The following is a 23,175-nucleotide window of genomic DNA, read 5'->3' on the forward strand; positions in this document are numbered from 1 at the left end:
GTACCGAAGCTAAGTCAATAGCAGGGTTGAAGTTTTTTCAAAACAGTTTCAAACGGCACCTGCAACCACCCTCACTCATAAATCATTTTCTTGGTCATGCCACCGTCCACCACGAACTCCTGCCCCGTGACAAAACCGGCATTGCGCGACAACAGCCACGCCACCATCGCCGCCACATCCTCTACCGTGCCGACCCGGCCCGCGGGATGCTGGGCGTGATCGGCGTCGGTCAGCGGCTGTGCGCGACGTTGTGAGGGATCCCGCGCGTCGATCCAGCCAGGGCTGACGGCGTTGACCCGGATCTCCGGTCCCAAGCTGATTGCCAGGGCGTGGGTCAAGGCCAGCAGGCCGCCCTTGCTCGCCGCATAGGCTTCGGTGTCGGGCTCCGATTGCGCGGCGCGGGTCGAGGCCAGGTTGACGATGGCGCCGTTGTGCGCGCGCAGATACGGCGCGCAGTGCTTGGCCAGCAGCATCGGCCCGCCCAGGTTCACCGCCAGGACCCGATTCCAGTAAGCCAGGTCGAGGCTTTCCAGGGTGATGTTGTGCGGGTCGGCGATAGCCGCGTTGCACACCAGCGCGTCGAGCCGCCCGAACTGCCCGAGCACCTCGGCGATACCGGTGGCGACCTGCGCCTCGTCCGCCACGTCCATGGCGATGAACCAGGCATTGTCGCCCAAGGTCTTCGCCACCTTGGAACCGCGCTCGCGATCCAGGTCAGTCAGTACTACCTGCCAGCCTTCACAGATCAGCCAGGCAGCAATGCCCAGACCGATGCCCCGCGCGGCGCCCGTAACCAGTGCAACCCGGCCATGAGTGCCGCTCGGCGGCGTAGCCAGCTCAATCACAAGGCCGCCAACCCGCGGGTCAGGTCGGCTTGCAGGTCCGCGACGTCTTCCAGGCCGACCGCGACGCGGATCAGGCTGTCACGAATACCCGCCGACTCGCGTTCCTGAGGCGACAGGCGCCCGTGGGACGTGGTGCTCGGATGGGTGATGGTGGTTTTGCTGTCACCCAGGTTGGCCGTGATGGAAATCAATCGGGTCGCATCAATGAAGCGCCAGGCGCCCTCCTTGCCTCCCTTGACCTCGAAGCTCACCACCGCACCGAAACCGCGCTGCTGACGCAAGGCCAGGTCATGCTGCGGATGACTCTTGAGGCCGGCGTAATGCACTTTCTCGATACCGTCCTGCTGCTCCAGCCACTCGGCCAGGGCCTGGGCATTGGCGCAATGAGCCTTCATGCGCAGGCCGAGGGTTTCCAGGCCCTTGAGGAAGATCCAGGCATTGAACGGGCTGAGGGTCGGCCCGGCGGTACGCAGAAAGCCCACGACTTCTTTCATCTGCTCGCCACGACCAGCCACCACGCCCCCCATGCAACGGCCCTGGCCGTCGATGAACTTGGTCGCCGAATGCACCACCACGTCCGCGCCCAGCTTCAGCGGTTGCTGCAGTGCCGGGGTGCAGAAGCAGTTATCGACCACCAGCATAGCGCCCTTGGCGTGAGCGATTTCCGCCAACGCGGCGATGTCCACCAGCTCGGCCAGAGGGTTGGAAGGCGATTCGACGAAGAGCAGCTTGGTATTGGCCTTGATTGCCGCATCCCAACCGGACAGATCCGCCAGGGGCACGTAATCGACTTCCACGCCGAAACGCTTGAAGTACTTTTCGAACAGGCTGATGGTCGAACCGAAGACGCTGCGCGACACCAGCACGTGGTCGCCGGCGCTGCACAGGCTCATCACCACGGCCATGATCGCGGCCATGCCGGTGGCGGTCGCCACGGCTTGCTCGGCGCCTTCCAGGGCGGCGATACGCTCCTCGAACGCCCGCACGGTCGGGTTGGTGTAGCGCGAGTAGACGTTACCCGGCACCTCGCCAGCAAACCGCGCGGCAGCGTCGGCGGCCGTGCGAAACACGTAACTGGAGGTAAAGAACATCGGATCGCCATGCTCGGCTTCCGGTGTACGGTGCTGACCCGCGCGAACCGCCAGGGTATCGAACGCTACGCCTTCAAGGTCGCTGTCCAGCCGACCGGCATCCCAATCCTGACTCATGCTGCCACTCCTTAATCGGTTAAACGCAAACCGGCCCCTCGGGGCCGGTTCGTACTCAGTTGTTGTACAGATCGATGATCGCACTGACCGCCTGGGTCTTGGCCTTGGACGCATCGTTACGCGCGTTCTCGATCTTGTTCAAGTACGCATCGTCGATATCGCCGGTGACGTACTTGCCATCGAATACCGCGCAATCGAACTGTTCGATCTTGATCTTGCCGCCGCCCACCGCTTCGATCAGGTCCGGCAGGTCCTGGTAGATCAGCCAGTCGGCGCCGATCAGGTCGGCCACGTCCTGGGTGGTGCGGTTATGAGCGATCAGCTCGTGGGCACTCGGCATATCGATGCCGTAGACGTTCGGGTAGCGCACAGCCGGGGCCGCGGAGCAGAAATATACGTTCTTGGCACCGGCTTCACGGGCCATCTGGATGATCTGCTTGCAGGTGGTGCCACGGACGATGGAATCGTCCACCAGCATCACGTTCTTGCCGCGGAACTCCAGCTCGATGGCGTTGAGCTTCTGGCGTACGGATTTTTTCCGTGCGGCCTGGCCCGGCATGATGAAGGTCCGGCCGATGTAGCGGTTCTTCACGAAGCCTTCGCGGAACTTGACGCCCAGGTGGTTCGCCAGCTCCAGGGCGGCGGTGCGGCTGGTGTCCGGGATCGGGATGACCACGTCGATGTCGTGTTCCGGACGCTCGCGCAGGATCTTGTCGGCGAGTTTCTCGCCCATGCGCAGGCGCGCCTTGTAGACCGAGATACCGTCGATGATCGAGTCCGGACGCGCCAGGTAGACGTGTTCGAAGATGCACGGGGTCAGGGACGGGTTGGTCGCGCACTGACGGGTGTGCAGCTTGCCGTCTTCCGTGATGTAGACCGCTTCGCCCGGGGCCAGGTCGCGAATCAGGGTGAAGCCCAGCACGTCCAGGGACACGCTTTCGGAAGCGATCATGTACTCGACGCCTTCGTCGGTGTGACGCTGGCCGAACACGATCGGGCGGATGCCATGGGGATCGCGGAAACCGACGATGCCGTAGCCGGTGATCATCGCCACCACCGCATAGCCACCCACGCAACGGTTGTGCACGTCGGTCACGGCGGCGAACACGTCTTCTTCGGTAGGCTGCAGCTTGCCACGCTGGGCCAGCTCGTGGGCAAACACGTTGAGCATCACTTCCGAGTCGGAACTGGTGTTGACGTGGCGCAAGTCAGATTCGTAGATCTCCTTGGCCAGTTGCTCGACGTTGGTCAGGTTGCCGTTGTGCGCCAGGGTGATGCCGTAAGGCGAGTTGACGTAGAACGGCTGAGCTTCAGCCGACGTCGAGCTGCCCGCGGTCGGGTAGCGCACGTGGCCGATACCCATGTGACCGACCAGGCGCTGCATGTGACGCTGGTGGAACACGTCACGCACCAGGCCGTTGTCCTTGCGCAGGAATAACCGGCCGTCATGGCTGGTCACGATACCGGCAGCGTCCTGGCCGCGGTGCTGGAGCACGGTTAGCGCGTCATACAGCGCCTGATTGACGTTCGACTTACCGACGATACCGACGATGCCACACATGCGACGCAACCCCTACTTAATGGATCTGAACTGAACAACACTCACTGCGGCGTTTTGGCCGTCGGCAAGAGGTGTTCCTTGAACGGTATTTCAGCGGGTACGCTGATACCGCTGGCAAGCCACTGACTGCTCCAACCCAGGATCAGGTTTTTGGACCAGTCTGCGACCAATAGAAATTGTGGCACGAGCCGGGACTCCTGCCACCACGTATCCTGCTGCACCGGCCCCAGGCTCAAGAGCCCGACGGCCACGACCACCAGCAACGCGCCGCGCGCCGCGCCAAAGGCCATGCCCAGGAACCGATCCGTCCCGGAAAGCCCGGTGACGCGAATCAGTTCGCCGATCAGATAATTGATCATTGCGCCAACCAGCAAGGTGGCGATAAACAAGATGGCACAGCCCGCGATCACGCGGGCCGAGGGAGTTTCGATGTATCCGGCGAGGTACTGGGACAGCGAACCACCAAACATCCAGGCTACGACTCCCGCGATGATCCAGGTCAGCAGCGAGAGGGCTTCCTTGACGAAGCCGCGGCTCAGACTGATCAATGCGGAGATGGCGACGATCGCAACGATCGCCCAGTCAACCCAGGTAAATGGCACGGTGCAGCCTACATACGGATAAGGCGGCGCATTTTAGCAGAGCCCAGGGCTGTCGGTAAGCTGCGTGATTCAAATCAGCTAAATCGCCGTCAACCACGCTCTGGCTGGAAGCGCACGACGAACCCCTTGAGGTTTTGCTGGCGGCTGAGCAGGTCACGCAGGCGGTCGGCTTCGGCGCGCTCGATCAGCGGACCGACAAACACCCGATTCTTGCCATCGGCGGAACGGATGTAGGCGTTATAGCCCTGGCTGCGCAAGGTTTTCTGCAAGTTCTCGGCACTTTCGCGACTGGTCAGGCTGGCCAACTGCACCGACCAACTGACCGACAGGCCATTGGCATCCACACGACTCTGGGTCGTGTCCGGCTTGGCCGGAGCGGCGGTGATCGGCTGGCTCGGCGCCGGCTTGATCGCCGGTGCCGCTGGAACAGGCACGGGGGCGACAGCCGGTTTGCTCGGTGCGGCGGGAGCCGGCGTGGCAGGCGCCGATGCAATCGGCGTGGAAGGTGCGGCGGGTTGCTCAGCCAGTTCCTCGTCGCTTGGCACCGGTTCCTGAGGCAACGCCTGGGGCTCAGGCACGGCCACCGGCTCGACCTGCACAGGCGGCACCGAAGGCGCCTGGGGCGCGGCTGGGGCGTCGACCGTGACCTGGCGCTGCTCGTCCTGGCGGGAAAACAGCATCGGCAGGAAAATCACCGCCAGGGCCACCAACACCAGGGCCCCGACCATGCGCTGCTTGTACGCCTTATCCAGCAATGCCATCTGCAGCTTCCTCCGTGGAGTGCCGGGCCAACCATTGAAGGGCCTCGGCAACACAAAAAAATGATCCGAACAGCAGGATTTCATCATCAGCCGTCGCCAGGGCGCACTGCCCTTCCAGGGCGGCGGCCACACTGGCATAGGCTTGCACCGGAGCACCGTGACGCTGCAAGGCCCCCTGCAGCTCAGCCGCCGTACGCGAGCGCGGCGAATCCAGTGGCGTTACCGCCCAGTGCTGGACACTATCATCCAACGCCTCGACAACGCCATCCAGATCCTTATCGGCCAGCAGCCCGAACACCGCCAGGCGCCGCCCTGCCACGGGCCGCCGCGCCAGGCGCTCGGCCAGGTACTGCGCCGCATGGGGGTTATGGCCAACGTCCAGCAACAGGTTCAAGCGTTTGCCTTGCCAATCGAACTGACGGCGGTCGAGGCGACCGACCACATGGGTCGCCTGCAGCGCCTGGACGATTTGCCCGGCTTCCCAGGGCAAGCCCAGCAACAAGTAGGCCTGGAGCGCCAGCGCGGCGTTTTCCATCGGCAGGTCCAGCTGCGGCAGGTCGCGCAACTCCACCGGATTGCCGCGCAGGTCGCTGCCGCGCCATTGCCAATGCTGCTCGGTCATCGCCAGGTCGAAATCCCGACCCCGCAGAAAGAACGGGCAGCTCAGTTCGCGGACCTTGTCCAGCAATGGCTGAGGAGGATTGAGATCGCCACAGAGCGCAGGCGCGCCCTGGCGGAAGATGCCGGCCTTCTCGAAGGCCACGGATTCGCGGGTATCGCCCAGGTAATCGGCATGGTCCACGCCAATGCTGGTGACCAGTGCAATGTCGGCGTCCACCAGGTTGACCGTATCCAGCCGTCCGCCCAGGCCGACTTCCAGCACAACCGCATCGAGACCGGCACGGGCAAACAACCAGAACGCCGCCAGGGTGCCCATCTCGAAATACGTAAGGGTTGTATCGCCTCGCCCGGCTTCCACCGCGGCAAAGGCTTCGCACAGCTGGGCGTCAGTGGCTTCGACGCCGTTCACTTGCACCCGCTCGTTGTAGCGCAGCAGGTGCGGCGAGCTGTAGACACCGACGCTCAGCCCCTGGGCCCGCAGCAGCGAGGCCAGGAAGGCGCAGGTGGAACCCTTGCCGTTGGTGCCAGTGACAGTGATGACCCGGGGCGCCGGCTTGGCCAGTCCCATGCGGGACGCTACCGTTTGCGAGCGCTCCAGCCCCATGTCGATGGCCGATGGATGCAACTGCTCGAGGTAGGCAAGCCAGTCGCCCAGGGTGCGTTGGGTCATAGCCCGGCAGGCACTGGCGGAACCACGATCGGCTCGACCGGTGCGGCGACGAATGTCGGCGTCGGCAGGCCCATCAGTTGCGCCAGCAGATTGCCCAGGCGCGGACGCAGCTCCTGGCGATGGATGATCATGTCGATGGCGCCGTGTTCCAGCAGGAACTCGCTGCGCTGGAAGCCTTCCGGCAGCTTTTCACGCACGGTCTGCTCGATCACACGCGGGCCGGCAAAGCCGATCAGCGCTTTCGGCTCGCCGACGATGACGTCGCCCAGCATGGCCAGGCTCGCGGAAACACCGCCGTAGACCGGGTCGGTCAGCACCGAGATGAACGGAATGCCTTCTTCACGCAGACGCGCCAGCACCGCGGAGGTCTTGGCCATTTGCATCAGGGAGATCAGCGCTTCCTGCATCCGCGCACCGCCGGAAGCGGCGAAGCAGATCATCGGGCAACGGTTTTCCAGGGCATGGTTGGCGGCGCGAACGAAACGCTCGCCGACGATGGCGCCCATGGAACCGCCCATGAAGGAGAATTCGAAGGCCGAAACCACCACCGGCATGCCCAGCAAGGTGCCGCTCATGGACACCAGGGCGTCTTTTTCACCGGTCTGCTTCTGGGCAGCGGTCAGGCGATCCTTGTATTTCTTGCCGTCGCGGAATTTCAGGCGGTCCACCGGCTCCAGGTCGGCACCCAGCTCCACACGGCCTTCCGCGTCCAGGAAAATATCGATACGGGCACGCGCGCCGATGCGCATGTGGTGGTTGCACTTGGGGCAAACGTCCAGGGTCTTTTCCAGCTCGGGACGGTACAGCACCGCCTCGCAGGATGGACATTTGTGCCAAAGACCTTCAGGCACCGAGCTTTTCTTCACCTCGGAACGCATGATCGAAGGGATCAGTTTGTCTACCAACCAGTTGCTCATGCTTTCTTTCTCCAGTACCGGCGGCCCGAACGCTCTGGTTCGCGGCCCCGCGTATGCCCTTGAGCTAAATTCATTGTGCGGCGAGGGTCGAACGGCCACCACGGTCAGCGCGAAACATGACCTGCGTGCAGCCCAATCCCCTCAGCCATCCCGGCAACCGCTGCACTGCGGTTGCCCCTACGCTATCGGCCCACCCGGAGGCGGTGCCTGCCTGCTTTGTACAGTGCAGGTATGGACGGCGGCAGTCTGCCAGCCGTCACATTGACTACTGGCTGTTGCGAACAGCAGCCATGAACGCACGAATCTTTGCCGGATCCTTGATGCCCTTGCCCTGCTCCACCCCGCCGCTCACATCCACCGCATAGGGGCGAACCTGGCGAATGGCCGCGGCGACGTTTTCCGCCGTCAGCCCGCCGGCCAGGACGATCGGCTTGCTCAGGCCTTGTGGCACCAGCGACCAGTCGAACGCTTCGCCGGTACCGCCGGGCACGCCTTCCACATAGGTGTCCAGCAAGATACCGCTGGCACCGGCAAAGGCTTCGCAACCGGCGGCGATGTCGTCACCGGCCTTGACCCGCAACGCCTTGATGTACGGACGATGCCAGCCTTCGCAATCGGCCGGGGTTTCGTCGCCATGGAACTGCAACAAGCCCAGCGGCACCGCATCGAGGATCTCGCCCAGCTCGCAACGACTGGCATTGACGAACAGCCCTACGGGCGTCACGAACGGCGGCAAGGCCTGGACGATCGCCCGCGCCTGCTGCACCGTCACCGCCCGCGGGCTCTTGGCGTAGAACACCAGCCCGATGGCATCGGCCCCGGCCTCGACCGCCGCCAACGCGTCCTCGACGCGGGTGATCCCGCAAATCTTGCTGCGAACGACGGGCATGGTGGCTAAAACCTCAGGCAATTGCGTGAAAGTCCCGGATGGTAACAAATGCTGCGGAGGGCGTCAGCCGTCGAGTTCCGAGAAGCCGGTGAGGAAATGTGGCCCGATGTAACGCTCCGGCAGCTCGAATTCATCGCGATACTCGACCTGTACCAGGTACAGGCCAAACGGATGCGCCGTGACACCACCGGAACGGCGGATGCGACTGTCGAGCACTTCCTTGACCCACTCCACCGGCCGCTCGCCGGCGCCAATGGTCATCAGCACGCCGGCAATGTTGCGCACCATGTGATGCAGGAAGGCGCTGGCGCGGATGTCGAGCACGATCATCTTGCCGTGCCGGGTCACGCGCAGGTGATGCAGCTCCTTGATCGGCGACTTGGCCTGGCACTGGCCCGCACGGAATGCGCTGAAATCGTGGACACCGACCAGGTATTGCGCGGCCTCGGCCATGCGCTCGACGTCCAGCGGGCGGTGGTTCCAGGTGATTTCTTCGTTCAGGTGCGCCGGACGGATCTGATCGTTGTAGATCACGTAGCGATAACGCCGGGCGATGGCCTTGAAGCGGGCATGGAAATGCGCCGGCATCACCTTGGCCCAACTGACGCTGACGTCATGGGGCAAGTTGATGTTGGCGCCCATGACCCAGGCTTTCATCGAGCGCTCGACCTGGGTGTCGAAATGCACCACCTGGCCGCAGGCATGCACGCCGGCATCGGTCCGGCCGGCGCAATGCAGCGACACGGGCGAGTCGGCGACTTTGGACAGCGCGTTTTCGAGGGTTTCCTGCACCGTCAATACACCGGACGCCTGGCGCTGCCAGCCACGGTAGCGCGAGCCTTTGTATTCAACGCCCAAGGCGATCCGGAAAAAGCCGTCGGCCGCCATTTCGGCGGCCGGGTTGTCTATGTTTGCCAAGGAATTACAGCCTGCTGAGTACGCAAAGGCGGGCATTATAAGGCCGGCGGGGCGGGATGCCAGTGTAACCGGTGGTCCTGGGTTGGTTCGACGGGGCGCCATCGCGAGCAAGCTCGGCCCCCACAAGGGCTTGCACCCAGATCCCTGTGGGGGCAGATCCCTGTGGGAGCCGAGCTTGCTCGCGATGAAGCCAGCCCAGTCACCATAACGCCCGCTGCAAACAAAAACGGCAGCCTCACCGGCTGCCGTTTTGCCTAACTACTGACTTACACCAAACGCGACAACATCTCCTGCGCTTCGCTCTTCTGGGTCGCATCGCCTTCGCTGAGGACTTCGCCGAGGATGTCGCGGGCGCCGTCGTGGTCGCCCATGTCGATGTAGGCCTGGGCCAGATCGAGCTTGGTCGCCACCTCGTCGGTACCGCTGAGGAAGTCGAAGTCGGGCTCGTCTTCAGCACCAACCAGGGCATCTTCAGCGGTGAAGGTCGGCTGGGCCAGGCTGTCGGACAGGCGATCCAGTTCGGCGTTTACATCGTCCAGCTCGGATTCAAAGGCATCCTTTGGCCGGTCATGGGCATCCATCTCGTCGGCAAGGGACAGGTCAAAATCTGCCGGCAGCTCGAGATCGTCGGCCGGCGCATCGTCCAGGGCCGGCATTTCGGTTGCTGGAACGTCCAGGCCCTTGAGATCGTCACCCAGGTCCAGCAGGAAGTCTTCATCATCGAGCGCCGCGACCGGGGTCGGCGCGTCGGCACCCAGGTCCAGGTCGAATTCCGACAGGTCGTCCAGGCTTTCCTTGGCTTCAGTCTGCTGCTTGAGCACCGACTCGAAACTCAGGTCGTCGTCTTCCGGGAATGCGTCCAGCTCGGCGACAGGCTCCGGCGCTGGCGCGACCGGAGCTTCCAGGTCATCCAGGCTCAGGTCGAAGGCGCTGTCCAGTTCCTCGTCGGTGGGCGACTTGTCTTCCAGCAGATCCTTGACGTACTGCGCGTCCAGCTCCGCAGCCACTGCCGCCGCGGCCAGGCCGGCGGCGGTAGCGACCACCATGGCCGGGAAACGGCTTTTCAGCTGTTCGACCTGGGCGAAGTTGTCGCCATTGGCCACCAGTTGGCGCTCCTGGGCGACAAAGGCGTCGCGGTCGCCCTGCTGACCGTAGACTTCCATCAATTTCAGGCGCAGGTCGCTTCGCTGGGGTTCGGCCTTGATGCCCTGCTCGAGCAGGTCAGCGGCCTGGTTCAAGCGACCTCGGTCCATATGGGACTGGGCCTGGGGCAGCACGTCGTCGAAGCGATCGGCGGCCGGAGCCACCAATGGCGCGGCGATAGGCGGCGTGACCACCACAGGCGCGACCACCGGGGCCGGCTTGGGTGCTGGCGCGGGGGCCGGCGCGGGTTTTGGCTCAAGCTTTACGCTAGGTGGTGGAACATCAATGCCCTCGAAGCTGCTCGGGGGCAGATCGAACTCCGGGGAGAAGTCAGCCTCCTCCTCGAGGGCTCGGGCCATGCGCAAGTGTTTTTCCGCTTCCTGCTGGGCCTTGCGTCGACGGGCGAGCAACAACAGCAGCAACAGTAAAAGCAGCGCGCCACCGCCAATCAACCCCAACAGGATCGGGTTGGTCAGCAGGTCATTGTATTTTTGCTCGTTGGACGCGGCAGGCGTCGGCTCGACCGGTGTGGCAGGTGGCGTCGCTTCCGGGGTCGCTTCTGGCGCAGGTGCGGCAGCAGGTGCAGTCGCCGGGGCCTGTGCCGCCGGCGCTGGAGTCAGCTCCGCGGACATCGCCGCAGGCGCCTCGCCAGCAGGCGGAACCGCGGCACCTTCGGCCTGCATCTTGGCCAGTTGATTGTTCTTCAGCTCGATCAGGCGCTGCAGTTTGTCCAGTTGGCTCTGCAGATCCGCCATGCGGCTTTTCAGTTCTTCGTTATCCCGGCGAGCCGAATCGAGGCTTTCCTGGGTAACCGCAAGCTTGTTGGTCAGCGCCTGGGCATCGCCAGCAGCGCCCTTGCCCTTGCCACCCGCTTTCGCCGAATCGGCCGACACCAGGCTCAAGTTGTCGCGACCGGCCGCCTGTGCCGGCGCGCCTTCGCCACGGCCACGCCTGGTGGCATCCAGTTGCTGCTTGCCAGCACCCGCCACGGCACGACGCCCCGAGCGCCAGGCGGCGTTCTGCGCAGCCACTTCGGCGATGGCCTGGGGCTGTGGCAGCGCCGTGCTCTGCACCGGGTCCGGCAGGCGCAACACCTGGCCGGTCTTGAGCAGGTTGATGTTGCCGTTGATGAACGCGTTAGGGTTCAACGCCTGGATCGCCAGCATGGTTTGCTGGACCGACCCACCGTTGCGCACCTTGGCGGCGATTTCCCACAGGGTATCGCGCGGCGTGGTGGTGTATTGGGAAGGCTTGGTGGCCCCGGTGACTGGCGTGGCCACGACCTGGGGTGGTTTCGCCCGGGCCGCGTCGGCGGCCTGTGGCGAGAATTTGGAGGGATCGAGCAATACGCTGTAGTCGCGCAGCAGACGGCCGTTGGGCCACATCACCTGCACCAGGAACTTGACCATGGGCTCGGACAGCGGGCGGCTGGACGTGACCCGCAGGACACTCTTGCCGTTGGCGTTGATCACCGGGGTGAAGCTCAGGTCATTGAGAAAGGCCTGGCGGTCGACCCCGGCCTTGGCGAAGTCGTCGGGCGAGGCCAGGCTCGGCACGACTTCGGCGGCGGTCAGTTGCTGGACGTCGAGCAACTCGATCTCGGCGACCAGGGGCTGGTTCGGCGTCGACTTCAGGGTCAATTCCCCGAGCCCGAGCGCTTGCGCCATACCGGAGGACAGCGCCGAGGCGGCCGCTATTGCTAACACCAGTTTGCGAACTTGAACCATAGCCTCTTCCTTTGTTTGAACATTCCTCGGCCAGCGAGAAGGTATTGATGCCGCTGCCGTAAGGCATTGCGCGCAGCCCCGAAGCGACGGTGCGCGCGATCATTTCACTCATGCCCCGGGAAAGTCCCCCAGAGGGATGTTCGCCTTCAGCATTCCGGCCAAGCATAGCGCCCAGCTAGAATCATTCGACAAATTGATGCCAAGTATCTTTTACAGCAAGTCTTTTATCAACAACTCAGCCACCTGCACGGCATTGAGTGCCGCGCCCTTGCGCACGTTATCTGACGTCAGCCACATATTCAGTTCCGTCGGATCGTCGATCCCACCGCGTACACGACCAACGTAGACCACATCCTGCCCCACCGCATCACCCACCGCAGTCGGGTAGTCGCCCGCCTCCACCAGTTCGATACCGGGCGCCGCTTCCAGGGCCGCGTTGACCTTGGCCAGGTCGACGGTGTTCGCAGACTGCACGGTCACGCTAAAGCTATCGCCAAAAAACACCGGGGCTTGAATGCAAGTGACGGAAATCTTTAACAAAGGTTGATTCAGCACCTGGCGCAACTCACGAACCAGACGCTTTTCCAGCGACGTATGGCCCTGCTCGTCCGGAGCGCCGACCTGGGCCAGCAGGTTGAACGCCATCTGCCGGTCAAAGAACTTCGGTTCCAGCGGACGGGCGTTGAGCAGCTCGGCGGTCTGGCGCGCCAGCTCGCTCACGGCCACGCGGCCCTGGGCCGACACCGCGAGGCTGGCGGTCAGGCTGATGCGTTGCAGATCGAGGCACTCGCGCAGTGGCGCCAGCACGACCGCCAGGGCCGTGGCCGATGCGCTGGGGCTGCTGACCTGCAACGGCTTGCCCAAGCCGGCCAGGACCTGGGCGTTGGCTTCCGGCACGATCTGTGGCGCCTGCTCGGGCGGCAAGGCCCCGGACAAGTCGATCAGCGCACAGCCGGCCGCCGTGGCCCGCGGGGCGAAACTCAGGGTCACCGCCGGGCCGGCGGCGAAGAACACCAGTTGGACTTTACTGAAGTCGAACTCGTCGACCTCACGCACCCGCACGTTTTTGCCGCGAAACATCACCGAGCTGCCTGCCGATTCGCTGCTGGCCAGCAGGTGCAGGTTGCCGACCGGGAAGTCCCGCTCTTCGAGAATCTGGACGAGGGTTTCGCCGACAGTACCGGTGGCGCCGATCACGGCAATATCAAAGGACTGGCTCATGGGTCTACCTCAGGTAAAACGTGGGGAGCGGCACTTTACCGGGTGGTGGGTACGCAGGCAATTGGCTAGGGAGTTGCAGTACCTGGACTGGCCCCATCGCGAGCAAGCTCGCTCCCACAGGTTTTGCGGTCACTGAAAATCCTGTGTGGGAGCGAGCTTGCTCGCGATGAGGCCAGCCCTGACACACAACCGTCTCCCAATAAAAAACCCGCGCCTCTCACAAGGCACGGGTTCTTTCACAACAACAGTCGATCAACGCTCGAGCAGGATCCGCAGCATGCGGCGCAGCGGTTCGGCCGCGCCCCACAGCAGCTGGTCGCCGACGGTGAAGGCACCGACGAACTGCGACCCCATGTTCAATTTGCGCAGACGGCCCACCGGTACATTCAGGGTGCCGGTGACCTTGGTCGGGCTCAGCTCCTGCATGCTGGTTTCGCGATTGTTCGGCACCAGCTTGACCCAAGGGTTGTGCTGGCTGATCAATCCTTCGATGTCGGCGATCGGCACGTCTTTGTTCAGCTTGATGGTCAGCGCCTGGCTGTGGCAGCGCATGGCACCGATGCGCACGCAGATGCCGTCCACCGGGATCGGGCTCTTGAAGCGACCGAGGATCTTGTTGGTTTCGGCCTGGGCCTTCCACTCTTCCCGGCTCTGGCCGTTGGGCAGTTCCTTATCGATCCAGGGGATCAGGCTGCCGGCCAGCGGTACGCCAAAGTTCTCGGTCGGATAGGCATCGCTGCGCATCGCCTCGGCGACCTTGCGGTCGATGTCGAGGATGGCACTGGCCGGGTTGGCCAGGTCATCGGCGACGGCGGCGTGGGTGGCGCCCATCTGCTTGATCAGCTCACGCATGTTCTGCGCGCCGGCACCGGACGCGGCCTGGTAGGTCATGGCGCTCATCCACTCCACCAGACCGGCTTCGAACAGGCCGCCCAGGCCCATCAGCATCAGGCTGACGGTGCAGTTGCCGCCGATGTAGTTCTTGGTGCCCGCGTCCAGCTGCTGGTCGATGACCTTGCGGTTGACCGGGTCGAGGATGATCACCGCGTCGTCCTGCATGCGCAGGCTGGAGGCGGCGTCGATCCAGTAACCCTGCCAGCCGGCTTCACGCAGCTTGGGGAACACTTCGCTGGTGTAGTCGCCACCCTGGCAAGTCAGGATCACGTCGAGGGTCTTGAGCTCTTCGATGCTGTAGGCATCCTTGAGCGCACCGGTGTCCTTGCCCACGGACGGGCCCTGGCCACCGACATTGGAAGTGGTGAAAAACACCGGCTCAATGAGATCGAAATCCTGCTCTTCCAGCATTCGCTGCATGAGCACGGAACCGACCATGCCGCGCCAACCGATCAGACCTACACGTTTCATCGCAACTACACCTATACAAAAGTGGGCCACCGTCGAAGCGGTGGGCCCGAAAGATTACAGATTCCGCAGCGCGGCGACTACTGCATCGCCCATTTGCTGCGTACCGACTTTGGTACAACCTTGCGACCAGATATCACCGGTGCGCAAGCCTTGGTCCAGGACCACGCTGACGGCTTTTTCGATCGCGTCGGCGGCATCGTTCAAGTTGAAGCTGTAGCGCAGCATCATCGACACCGACAGGATGGTCGCCAATGGGTTGGCAATGCCCTGCCCGGCGATGTCCGGCGCCGAACCGTGGCATGGCTCGTACATGCCCTTGTTGTTGGCGTCCAGGGAGGCCGACGGCAGCATGCCGATGGAGCCGGTGAGCATCGACGCTTCGTCGGACAGGATGTCGCCGAACATGTTGTCGGTGACGATCACGTCGAACTGCTTGGGCGCACGCACCAGTTGCATGGCGGCGTTGTCGACGTACATGTGGCTCAGCTCGACGTCCGGGTAATCCTTGGCCACCTGCTCGACCACTTCACGCCACAGTTGGCTGGAAGCCAGCACGTTGGCCTTGTCCACCGAGCACAGCTTCTTGCCACGCACGCGGGCCATGTCGAAGCCGACCCGGGCGATACGGCGGATTTCACTCTCGCTGTACGGCAGGGTGTCGTAGGCCTGGCGCTCGCCATTATCCAGCTCACGGGTGCCACGCGGGGCGCCGAAGTAGATACCGCCGGTCAGCTCACGCACGATGAGGATGTCCAGGCCCGAGACGATTTCCGGCTTCAGGCTCGACGCATCGGCCAGTTGCGGATAAAGAATCGCCGGACGCAGGTTGCCGAACAGGCCCAGTTGCGCGCGAATCTTCAGCAGGCCACGCTCAGGGCGGATGTCGCGTTCGATCTTGTCCCATTTCGGGCCGCCCACGGCGCCCAGCAGCACGGCATCGGCGGCACGGGCACGGTCCAGGGTTTCGTCGGCCAGGGGCACGCCGTGCTTGTCGATGGCGGCGCCGCCGATCACGTCGTGGCTGAGTTCGAAGCCCAGGCCGTACTTGTCGTTCGCCAGTTCCAGGACCTTGACCGCCTCGGCCATGATTTCCGGGCCGATGCCATCACCTGGGAGAATCAGAATCTGCTTGCTCATGCTTTCCTCGTTTGCTCTGTCGACACCGGCCTGGGTTGCGCACCCAAGGCCAGGCCGGGAAAAATGCTATCGCTCGGCCCACAGCACCAGTACATCTGTACTGAACGAACCATCGGCCTCAATCTCAAAATATTCTCGCACTTCATCGCCCATCGAACGCTGCAGCTGGAGAATCGCCCCGCGCATCACCTCGGGTGTCCGCATGCGTTCGACCCAGGAGTGGTACTCCAGGCGCAGGCGCTGGCGCGAGGTGCTGCGGGTGTGCAACCCCGCTTCGCTGACCTGGCGCAACCACTCGTCGGCCGAATAATCGCGCACATGGCTGGTGTCACGCAGCACTTCGATGCTTTGCAGGTAGGTGTCCAGCAACGGCGTACCCGGCGACAGGATGTCGATGAACGCCATCGCCCCGCCCGGCTTGAGCACCCGTCGCACTTCCCGCAACGCCAGGCCCAGGTCGCTCCAATGATGCGCCGAATAACGGCTGAACACGAAGTCGAACTCAGCGTCGGCGAACGGCAGGCGCTCGGCGGCGCCCCGTACCGTGCTGATGTTGTCCAGGCCACGCTCGGCCGCTGCTGCGGTCACAACGTCCAGCATCTGTTGGGACAGATCGTAGGCCACCACTTCACCGGCCAGCGGCGCCACGTGGAAACTCACATGACCGGCGCCACAGCCCAGGTCCAGCACACGGGCATCGCCACGACCGGCCAACGCAGCCTGTAGCAGCGCGAACTCAGCACCCTGGGCGTGCACGGCACTGCTCAGATAGGCCGAAGCCTGTTCACCGAATTGCTTTTGTACAACCTGACTGTGGGCGGTGTTGGTCATGGGATGTCCTTGTGGTATTTGATTGCCTGGGCGGCCCCCATCGCGAGCAAGCTCGCTCCCACAGGGGATTTGGGTGCTCACAAAACACCTGTGGGAGCGAGCTTGCTCGCGATGAAGCCGGTACTGCCTACATCAATCCATCAAGCATCGCGAAACAACCAAGGCTGGCTCGCCCGGTGCCTGGCCTCGAACGCGGCAATCGCCTCGCCGTCCTGCAGCGTCAAGCCGATGTCATCCAGGCCGTTGAGCAGGCAGTGCTTGCGGAACGCATCGATCTCGAAACCCAGCACCTTGCCGTCGGGACGGGTCACCGTCTGGGCGGCCAGGTCGATCTGCAGTTGATAGCCAGGGTTGGCCTCGACCTGCTGGAACAGCTCATCCACGTCAGCATCGCTGAGGATGATCGGCAGCAAGCCGTTCTTGAAGCTGTTGTTGAAGAAGATATCGGCATAGCTCGGCGCGATGATGCTGCGGAAACCGTACTCTTCCAGGGCCCATGGCGCGTGCTCGCGGCTAGAACCGCAGCCGAAGTTCTCCCGGGCCAGCAACACGCTGGCGCCTTGATAACGCTCGGCGTTGAGCACGAAATCCTTGTTCAACGGCCGCTTGGAGTTGTCCTGGTACGGCTGGCCGACATCCAGGTAGCGCCATTCGTCGAACAGGTTCGGGCCGAAACCGGTGCGCTTGATGGACTTCAGGAATTGCTTGGGAATGATCTGGTCGGTGTCGACGTTGGCGCGATCCAAAGGCGCGACAAGACCGGTGTGCTGGGTAAAAGCTTTCATGCTGCGCTCCTTCAGATCAATTCGCGGACGTCGACGAAACGGCCGTTGACGGCTGCCGCGGCGGCCATGGCCGGGCTCACCAGGTGCGTACGGCCACCGGCGCCCTGACGGCCTTCGAAGTTACGGTTGGAGGTGGAGGCGCAATGCTCGCCCGACTCCAGTCGGTCAGGGTTCATCGCCAGGCACATCGAGCAGCCCGGCTCACGCCATTCGAAACCGGCCTCGAGGAAAATCTTGTCCAGCCCTTCCGCTTCGGCCTGGGCCTTCACCAGGCCCGAGCCCGGCACCACGATGGCCTGCTTGATGGTCGAGGCCACCTTGCGGCCCTTGGCGATCACCGCCGCGGCGCGCAGGTCTTCGATCCGCGAGTTGGTGCAGGAGCCGATGAACACGCGATCGAGCTGGATGTCGGTGATCGCCTGGTTGGCGCTCAAGCCCATGTACTTCAAGGCGCGGACGATGGAGTCGCGCTTGACCAGGTCCATTTCCTTGGCCGGATCCGGTACGTTCTGGTCCACGGCCAGGACCATTTCCGGGGAAGTGCCCCAGCTGACTTGTGGCTTGATCTGCGTCGCGTCGAGCTCGACCACCGTGTCGAACTTGGCATCGGCATCGGAGACCAGGTCTTTCCAGGCCTCGACCGCCATGTCCCATTCCGCGCCTTTGGGCGAGAACGGACGGCCCTTGACGTATTCCACGGTTTTTTCATCGGCGGCCACCAGGCCGACGCGGGCACCGGCCTCGATGGACATGTTGCAGATGGTCATGCGGCCTTCGACGGACAAGTCGCGGATCGCGCTGCCGGCGAACTCGATGGCATGGCCGTTACCGCCAGCGGTGCCGATCTTGCCGATCACGGCCAGGACGATGTCCTTGGCGGTCACGCCGAACGGCAACTTGCCTTCGACGCGCACCAGCATGTTTTTCATTTTCTTGGCGACCAGGCACTGGGTGGCGAGCACGTGCTCGACCTCGGACGTGCCGATGCCATGGGCCAGGGCGCCGAAAGCACCGTGGGTCGAGGTGTGCGAGTCGCCGCAGACCACGGTCATGCCAGGCAAGGTCGCACCCTGCTCCGGGCCGATGACGTGGACGATGCCTTGGCGCACATCGTTCATCTTGAATTCGACGATGCCGTATTCGTCACAGTTATCATCGAGGGTCTGGACCTGCAGGCGCGAAACCTGGTCGGCAATGGCTTCGATGCCGCCCTTGCGCTCCGGCGTGGTCGGTACGTTGTGGTCCGGGGTCGCGATGTTGGCATCGATGCGCCACGGCTTGCGCCCGGCCAGGCGCAGGCCTTCGAAGGCTTGCGGCGACGTCACTTCGTGAATGATGTGACGGTCGATATAGATCAGCGCCGAGCCATCGTCGCGCTGCTTGACCAAATGCGAATCCCAGAGCTTGTCGTAGAGCGTTTTGCCGGCCATCAGACGGTTTCCTCATCAGCTTGTTTCTATGCCCCGGGCCTTGAACGAATCAATAACCCCTTGGCTTGTGAGGCTGATCCTATGGGGTTACATTAAATAACTCAAATTCATATTTTTCATGCTTTGCATAACCAACTGGAATCCGACCGGAACCGCCATGGACCTCGCCAACCTCAATGCCTTTATTGCCATCGCCGAGACGGGCAGTTTCTCCGGCGCCGGCGAACGCCTGCACCTGACCCAGCCGGCCATCAGCAAGCGAATTGCCGGCCTCGAACAACAACTCAAGGTGCGCCTGTTCGACCGCCTGGGCCGAGAGGTGGGCCTGACCGAGGCCGGCCGGGCCCTGTTGCCGAGGGCCTACCAGATCCTCAACGTGCTGGACGACACCCGTCGCGCCCTGACCAACCTGACCGGCGAGGTGACCGGGCGCCTGACGCTCGCCACCAGCCATCACATCGGCCTGCACCGCTTGCCACCTTTATTACGGGAGTTCACCCGGCGTTATCCCCAGGTGGCGCTGGATATCCAGTTCCTGGATTCGGAAGTGGCCTACGAAGAAATCCTCCATGGCCGGGCGGAACTGGCCGTCATCACCCTCGCCCCCGAGCCCCACACGCTGGTCAGGGCCACGCCAGTGTGGGACGACCCCCTGGATTTCGTGGTCGCCCCGGAGCATGCGTTGCTGGAAAACAGCGCGGTGAGCCTGGCGGACATTGCCTTGCATCCGGCGGTGTTCCCGGGCGGCAACACCTTTACCCACCACATCGTGCAACGGTTGTTCGAGGCCCAGGGCCTGACGCCAAACATCGCCATGAGCACGAATTATCTGGAAACCATAAAGATGATGGTTTCCATCGGCCTGGCCTGGAGCGTTCTGCCGCGCACCATGCTCGATGAACAGGTTGCGCGCATTCCTTTGCCGGGCATACAGCTCAGTCGCCAGCTAGGCTATATCTTGCACACCGAACGGACGCTATCGAATGCCGCACGGGCTTTCATGGCCTTACTGGACGCACAAATCGATTTGCCAGGGACAGAGGCATAGGTTGTGCCGCGCCTGTAGGGCCTTGAATGCTTGTGCTTAATGCCCAAAACCGCTCAAGGTTCGCTAGAAATGCCCAAACCTGCTGACCATCTCCCGCCCCTGCCGCGCATTCAGGCGCTCGACCCGAAGCGGTCCGAGCAAAGCTGGGACAGCGCGCCACAGTTGCTGGCCGCCCTGAACGGTGCGCGGCTGGGCGCCTGGTCGTGGGACATCGACAGCGGCCAGATCAGTTGGTCCCGCGGCACCCAGGCGTTGTTCGGCTTCGATCCGCGCCAACCCTTGCCGGCGGACGTGGACTACCTCGACCTGCTGTTGCCCGAAGACCGGGCCAGGGCCGTGCGCGCCTTTCACGCGGCAGTGTCCGGAGCGCCGCTGGACCAGGCGATGCATCACCGCATCGTCTGGCCCGACGGCAGCCTGCACTGGGTGGAAATCAGTGGCAGCGTGCTACCCGACAAACATGGCCGGCCGCGCATGATCGGGGTGATTCGTGAAATCACCCATCAGCGCGAGCGGGAACAGGCGCTGCGCAGCTCGGAAAAACGCTTCGCCACGCTCTTTCATCTGTGCCCGAACATGGTCTTGCTGACCCGCCAGGAAGACGGGCTGATCAGCGAGGCCAACCAGTATTTCGAAAGCCTGTTCGGTTGGCCGGTGCATGACGTGATCGGCCGTACCACCCTGGAACTGGGCCTGTGGGTTGACCCCAAGCAGCGGGCGGAACTGGTGGAGGCGACCAAGGCCAAGGGCGAACTGGTCAGCATGGAGGTGGAGTTCCGGGCCAGCAACGGCCAGATACATAACGGCATTCTGAGTGCACAGAAAGTCGAGCTCGAAGGCCAGCCGTACCTGCTGAGCACGTTCCTCGACACCACCGAGCGCAAGCTCGCCGAACAGGCCCTCAAGGACAGCCAGGAACGCCTGGACCTGGCCCTCGACTCGGCGCAACTGGGCACCTGGGACTGGCACATTCCCAGCGGCATGCTCTACGGCTCGGCCCGGGCCGCGCAGCTCCACGGCCTGGAACCCAAGCCGTTCCACGAATCATTCGATGCGTTTTTCGAGGGGGTTCCCACAGAAGAACGCAACAACATGCGCAACGCCTATCGCAGCCTGCGGGAAGGCCCGGCGGGCAACTATCAATTGACCTACCGCGTGCAACTGCCCGATGGCACCTCGCGCTACCTGGAAAGCCGCGCCCGCCTCTACCGCAACGACGACGGCAGCCCCTTGCGCATGGCCGGGACCTTGTTGGACATCACCGACCAGGTGGAGCGCGAACAAAGCCTGGCCGCCTCGGAAGAGAAATTCGCCACGCTGTTCCAGGTCAGTCCAGATCCGATCTGCGTCACCCACCAGGACAGCGGGCGCTTCCTCGAGATCAACTCCAGTTTCACCCAGACCTTCGGCTGGACCACCAGCGACGTGATTGGCCTCAGCGCCGACGAAATCGGCCTCTGGGATGGTTCGGGCAGCAGTCTGCAACGCATCGAACGGGTGATCCGCGAACAATCGCTGAACAATGTCGCCATCGTCGTTCACCACAAGAATGGCCAGCCACTGACCTGTGTGATTTCCAGCCGGCAAATCAACGTCGGCAACCAGCCGTGCATCGTCACGACCTTGCGCGACATCACGCAGCAGCAACGCTCCGAGGCCGCCCTCAAGGCCAGTGAAGAGAAATTCGCCAAGGCGTTTCATTCCAGCCCCGACGCCATCACCATCACCGAACACCAAAGCGGTCGCTACCTTGAGGTCAACGACGGCTTCTGCCGGTTGACTGGCTACCGCGCCGACGAAGTGATCGGGCATACGGTCTACGAGATAGGAATCTGGACCGAAGAAAAGCAACGCGCCGCCCTGCTGGCCGAATTGCAACTCAAGGGCCGCGTGCACCACCAGGAGATGCTCGGGCGTAATAAACGTGGGGAACTCCTCACGGTGGAGGTCTCGGTCGAGCCCATCACCCTCAATGAAACCGAGTGCCTGCTACTGACCGCCCGAGACGTGAGCCTGCTGCGCAATGCCGAAGCCCAGATCCGCCACCTGGCCTACCACGACTCGCTGACCAACCTGCCCAACCGGGCCTTGCTGATGGACCGCCTGAGCCAGCAGATCGCCCTGCTCAAGCGCCACAACTTGCGCGGCGCCCTGCTATTTCTCGACCTGGACCACTTCAAGCACATCAACGATTCCCTCGGTCACCCGGTGGGCGACACCGTGCTGAAAATCATCACCGCGCGCCTGGAAGCCAGCGTACGCCTGGAGGACACCGTAGCGCGGCTGGGTGGCGATGAGTTCGTGGTGCTGCTCAGCGGCCTGGAGGGCTCGCGAAACGAGGTCAGCAAGCAAGTACAGGCCCTGGCCGACACCCTGCGTGAACTGCTCTCGGAACCGATGTTTCTCGATGGCCAGCGGTTGCAGGTCACGCCGAGCATCGGTATCGCGTTGATCCCCGACCACGGCTCCACCCCTACCGATTTGCTCAAGCGCGCCGACATTGCGCTGTATCGCGCCAAGGACTCGGGACGCAATACCTCGCAGATGTTCCACACCACCATGCAAAAAGCCGCCAGCGAACGGTTGCGCATGGAAACCGACCTGCGCCTGGCCCTGGCCCGTGGCGAGTTCAGCGTGCATTTCCAGCCTCAGGTCGATGCCCGGGACAACCGCATCATCGGCGCCGAAGCCTTGGTGCGCTGGCATCACCCGGACCTCGGCGCCCAATCGCCCAACGAATTCATCAAAGTGCTGGAGGACAGTGGCCTGATCCTCGAAGTCGGGACCTGGATCCTCGATGAAGCTTGCGACGGCTTCAAGCAATTGATCGCCAAGGGCAAGATCGATCCGCAGCAATTCAGCCTGTGCGTGAACATCAGCCCGCGACAATTCCGCCAGAGCGACTTCGTCGAACGCATCGAAAGTAGCCTGGCCACCCACGGCCTGCCCTGCTCGCTGCTGAAACTGGAGATCACCGAAGGCATCGTGATCCAGAACCTGGACGACACCATCGCCAAGATGCGCCGGCTCAAGAAACTGGGGGTGAGCTTCGCCATGGACGATTTCGGCACCGGTTATTCGTCGCTGACCTACCTCAAGCGCCTGCCGGTGGACACGCTGAAAATCGACCAGTCATTCGTACGCGACGCCACCAGCGACCCCAACGACGCCGAAATCATCCGCGCCATCGTCGCCATGGCCCGCAGCCTCAACCTGGTGATGATCGCCGAGGGCGTGGAGACCCTGGAGCAATTGCATTTTTTGCAGGGACTCGATTGCCATTTGTACCAAGGTTACCTGCACAGCCGGCCGTTGCCGCTGGAGGCGTTTGAGCGGTTGTTGCCGTGAAGCGAGTTGGCTCCCGCTGGGCCCTGCAGGAGCTGGCGAAGCCTGCGATCTTTTGATCTTTCACTTGAGATTCAAGTGTCTAGGGAAAGATCGCAGCCTCGTTACACTCGACAGCGCCTACGGACGCAGTCCAGCGCCACAGTCACTC

At 63.2% G+C, this 23,175-nt stretch carries 18 protein-coding genes; 2 read left to right on the forward strand and 16 right to left on the reverse strand.

Features of this window, described 5'->3' with window-relative positions:
* Positions 1–71: 71 nt before the first annotated feature.
* From BLQ55_RS22850 to leuC, 16 genes are all read right to left on the reverse strand, one after another.
* Complete coding sequence (locus BLQ55_RS22850) at positions 72–845, reverse strand: SDR family oxidoreductase (protein WP_063320321.1); 774 nt, start codon at positions 843–845, stop codon at positions 72–74.
* Positions 842–2,053 carry an O-succinylhomoserine sulfhydrylase gene (locus tag BLQ55_RS22855; protein ID WP_092257287.1) on the reverse strand — a complete coding sequence of 404 codons (1,212 nt, stop codon included), beginning with the start codon at positions 2,051–2,053 and terminating at the stop codon, positions 842–844. Before BLQ55_RS22855 ends, BLQ55_RS22850 begins: the two co-directional genes overlap by 4 nt.
* 55 nt (positions 2,054–2,108) lie before the next feature.
* Positions 2,109–3,614 carry an amidophosphoribosyltransferase gene (gene purF, locus BLQ55_RS22860; protein ID WP_053123453.1) on the reverse strand — a complete coding sequence of 502 codons (1,506 nt, stop codon included), beginning with the start codon at positions 3,612–3,614 and terminating at the stop codon, positions 2,109–2,111.
* Between the two features lie 41 nt (positions 3,615–3,655).
* Positions 3,656–4,216: a CvpA family protein gene (locus tag BLQ55_RS22865; protein ID WP_030142022.1), complete on the reverse strand. Its 561-nt coding sequence runs from the start codon at positions 4,214–4,216 to the stop codon at positions 3,656–3,658.
* An 89-nt stretch (positions 4,217–4,305) separates the two neighbouring features.
* Positions 4,306–4,977: an SPOR domain-containing protein gene (locus tag BLQ55_RS22870; protein ID WP_092257290.1), complete on the reverse strand. Its 672-nt coding sequence runs from the start codon at positions 4,975–4,977 to the stop codon at positions 4,306–4,308.
* Positions 4,961–6,268: a bifunctional tetrahydrofolate synthase/dihydrofolate synthase gene (gene folC / locus BLQ55_RS22875; RefSeq protein WP_092257294.1), complete on the reverse strand. Its 1,308-nt coding sequence runs from the start codon at positions 6,266–6,268 to the stop codon at positions 4,961–4,963. The genes BLQ55_RS22870 and folC overlap by 17 nt, the downstream gene beginning before the upstream one ends.
* Positions 6,265–7,185 (reverse strand): acetyl-CoA carboxylase, carboxyltransferase subunit beta, encoded by a 921-nt coding sequence (accD, locus tag BLQ55_RS22880; protein WP_072407026.1) that lies wholly within the window; start codon positions 7,183–7,185, stop codon positions 6,265–6,267. The genes folC and accD overlap by 4 nt, the downstream gene beginning before the upstream one ends.
* A 265-nt stretch (positions 7,186–7,450) precedes the next feature.
* On the reverse strand, positions 7,451–8,074 hold the full coding sequence (locus tag BLQ55_RS22885; RefSeq protein WP_092257297.1) for a phosphoribosylanthranilate isomerase: 624 nt from the start codon (positions 8,072–8,074) through the stop codon (positions 7,451–7,453).
* Positions 8,075–8,137: 63 nt separating this feature from the next.
* Positions 8,138–8,962: a tRNA pseudouridine(38-40) synthase TruA gene (gene truA, locus BLQ55_RS22890; RefSeq protein WP_030142027.1), complete on the reverse strand. Its 825-nt coding sequence runs from the start codon at positions 8,960–8,962 to the stop codon at positions 8,138–8,140.
* Positions 8,963–9,258: 296 nt separating this feature from the next.
* The gene (locus tag BLQ55_RS22895; protein WP_092203807.1) at positions 9,259–11,862 is read right to left on the reverse strand and encodes a FimV/HubP family polar landmark protein; all 2,604 of its coding nucleotides are present in this window, start codon (positions 11,860–11,862) and stop codon (positions 9,259–9,261) included.
* 210 nt (positions 11,863–12,072) lie between these two features.
* A complete protein-coding gene (locus BLQ55_RS22900; protein WP_092257299.1) occupies positions 12,073–13,083 on the reverse strand; it encodes an aspartate-semialdehyde dehydrogenase in 1,011 nt (336 codons plus the stop codon).
* 252 nt (positions 13,084–13,335) lie between these two features.
* On the reverse strand, positions 13,336–14,448 hold the full coding sequence (gene asd / locus BLQ55_RS22905) for an aspartate-semialdehyde dehydrogenase (RefSeq protein ID WP_024779161.1): 1,113 nt from the start codon (positions 14,446–14,448) through the stop codon (positions 13,336–13,338).
* A gap of 54 nt (positions 14,449–14,502) precedes the next feature.
* Positions 14,503–15,585, reverse strand: coding sequence for a 3-isopropylmalate dehydrogenase (gene leuB, locus BLQ55_RS22910; protein ID WP_092203811.1), 1,083 nt, complete (start codon positions 15,583–15,585; stop codon positions 14,503–14,505).
* Between the two features lie 66 nt (positions 15,586–15,651).
* Entirely contained in the window at positions 15,652–16,416 is a 765-nt protein-coding gene (locus BLQ55_RS22915) for a class I SAM-dependent methyltransferase (protein WP_092257302.1), read from the reverse strand.
* 140 nt (positions 16,417–16,556) lie between these two features.
* Positions 16,557–17,201: a 3-isopropylmalate dehydratase small subunit gene (gene leuD, locus BLQ55_RS22920; RefSeq protein ID WP_060741439.1), complete on the reverse strand. Its 645-nt coding sequence runs from the start codon at positions 17,199–17,201 to the stop codon at positions 16,557–16,559.
* A gap of 11 nt (positions 17,202–17,212) precedes the next feature.
* Positions 17,213–18,631, reverse strand: a complete 1,419-nt coding sequence (leuC, locus tag BLQ55_RS22925; RefSeq protein WP_003203866.1) for a 3-isopropylmalate dehydratase large subunit — start codon at positions 18,629–18,631, stop codon at positions 17,213–17,215.
* Positions 18,632–18,788: 157 nt separating this feature from the next.
* Here leuC and BLQ55_RS22930 point away from each other — a divergent pair, with 157 nt between their 5' ends.
* Both BLQ55_RS22930 and BLQ55_RS22935 read left to right on the forward strand, forming a co-directional pair.
* The gene (locus tag BLQ55_RS22930; RefSeq protein WP_092203815.1) at positions 18,789–19,679 is read left to right on the forward strand and encodes a LysR family transcriptional regulator; all 891 of its coding nucleotides are present in this window, start codon (positions 18,789–18,791) and stop codon (positions 19,677–19,679) included.
* A 69-nt stretch (positions 19,680–19,748) separates the two neighbouring features.
* Entirely contained in the window at positions 19,749–23,027 is a 3,279-nt protein-coding gene (locus tag BLQ55_RS22935; RefSeq protein ID WP_092257305.1) for a PAS domain S-box protein, read from the forward strand.
* Positions 23,028–23,175 lie beyond the last annotated feature (148 nt).

Source organism: Pseudomonas sp. NFACC13-1 (assembly GCF_900104425.1).
In the GTDB taxonomy this organism is placed as follows: domain Bacteria; phylum Pseudomonadota; class Gammaproteobacteria; order Pseudomonadales; family Pseudomonadaceae; genus Aquipseudomonas; species Aquipseudomonas fluorescens_AA.

Coding starts and splice junctions, on each gene's coding strand:
- accD (WP_072407026.1), bottom strand. CDS start 7,185: ATGAGCAACTGGTTGGTAGACAAACTGATCCCTTCGATCATGCGTTCC.
- truA (WP_030142027.1), bottom strand. CDS start 8,962: ATGGCGGCCGACGGCTTTTTCCGGATCGCCTTGGGCGTTGAATACAAA.
- leuD (WP_060741439.1), bottom strand. CDS start 17,201: ATGAAAGCTTTTACCCAGCACACCGGTCTTGTCGCGCCTTTGGATCGC.
- leuC (WP_003203866.1), bottom strand. CDS start 18,631: ATGGCCGGCAAAACGCTCTACGACAAGCTCTGGGATTCGCATTTGGTC.
- leuB (WP_092203811.1), bottom strand. CDS start 15,585: ATGAGCAAGCAGATTCTGATTCTCCCAGGTGATGGCATCGGCCCGGAA.
- purF (WP_053123453.1), bottom strand. CDS start 3,614: ATGTGTGGCATCGTCGGTATCGTCGGTAAGTCGAACGTCAATCAGGCG.
- folC (WP_092257294.1), bottom strand. CDS start 6,268: ATGACCCAACGCACCCTGGGCGACTGGCTTGCCTACCTCGAGCAGTTG.
- BLQ55_RS22915 (WP_092257302.1), bottom strand. CDS start 16,416: ATGACCAACACCGCCCACAGTCAGGTTGTACAAAAGCAATTCGGTGAA.
- BLQ55_RS22900 (WP_092257299.1), bottom strand. CDS start 13,083: ATGAGCCAGTCCTTTGATATTGCCGTGATCGGCGCCACCGGTACTGTC.
- BLQ55_RS22885 (WP_092257297.1), bottom strand. CDS start 8,074: ATGCCCGTCGTTCGCAGCAAGATTTGCGGGATCACCCGCGTCGAGGAC.
- BLQ55_RS22935 (WP_092257305.1), top strand. CDS start 19,749: ATGCCCAAACCTGCTGACCATCTCCCGCCCCTGCCGCGCATTCAGGCG.
- BLQ55_RS22895 (WP_092203807.1), bottom strand. CDS start 11,862: ATGGTTCAAGTTCGCAAACTGGTGTTAGCAATAGCGGCCGCCTCGGCG.
- BLQ55_RS22870 (WP_092257290.1), bottom strand. CDS start 4,977: ATGGCATTGCTGGATAAGGCGTACAAGCAGCGCATGGTCGGGGCCCTG.
- BLQ55_RS22930 (WP_092203815.1), top strand. CDS start 18,789: ATGGACCTCGCCAACCTCAATGCCTTTATTGCCATCGCCGAGACGGGC.
- BLQ55_RS22855 (WP_092257287.1), bottom strand. CDS start 2,053: ATGAGTCAGGATTGGGATGCCGGTCGGCTGGACAGCGACCTTGAAGGC.
- asd (WP_024779161.1), bottom strand. CDS start 14,448: ATGAAACGTGTAGGTCTGATCGGTTGGCGCGGCATGGTCGGTTCCGTG.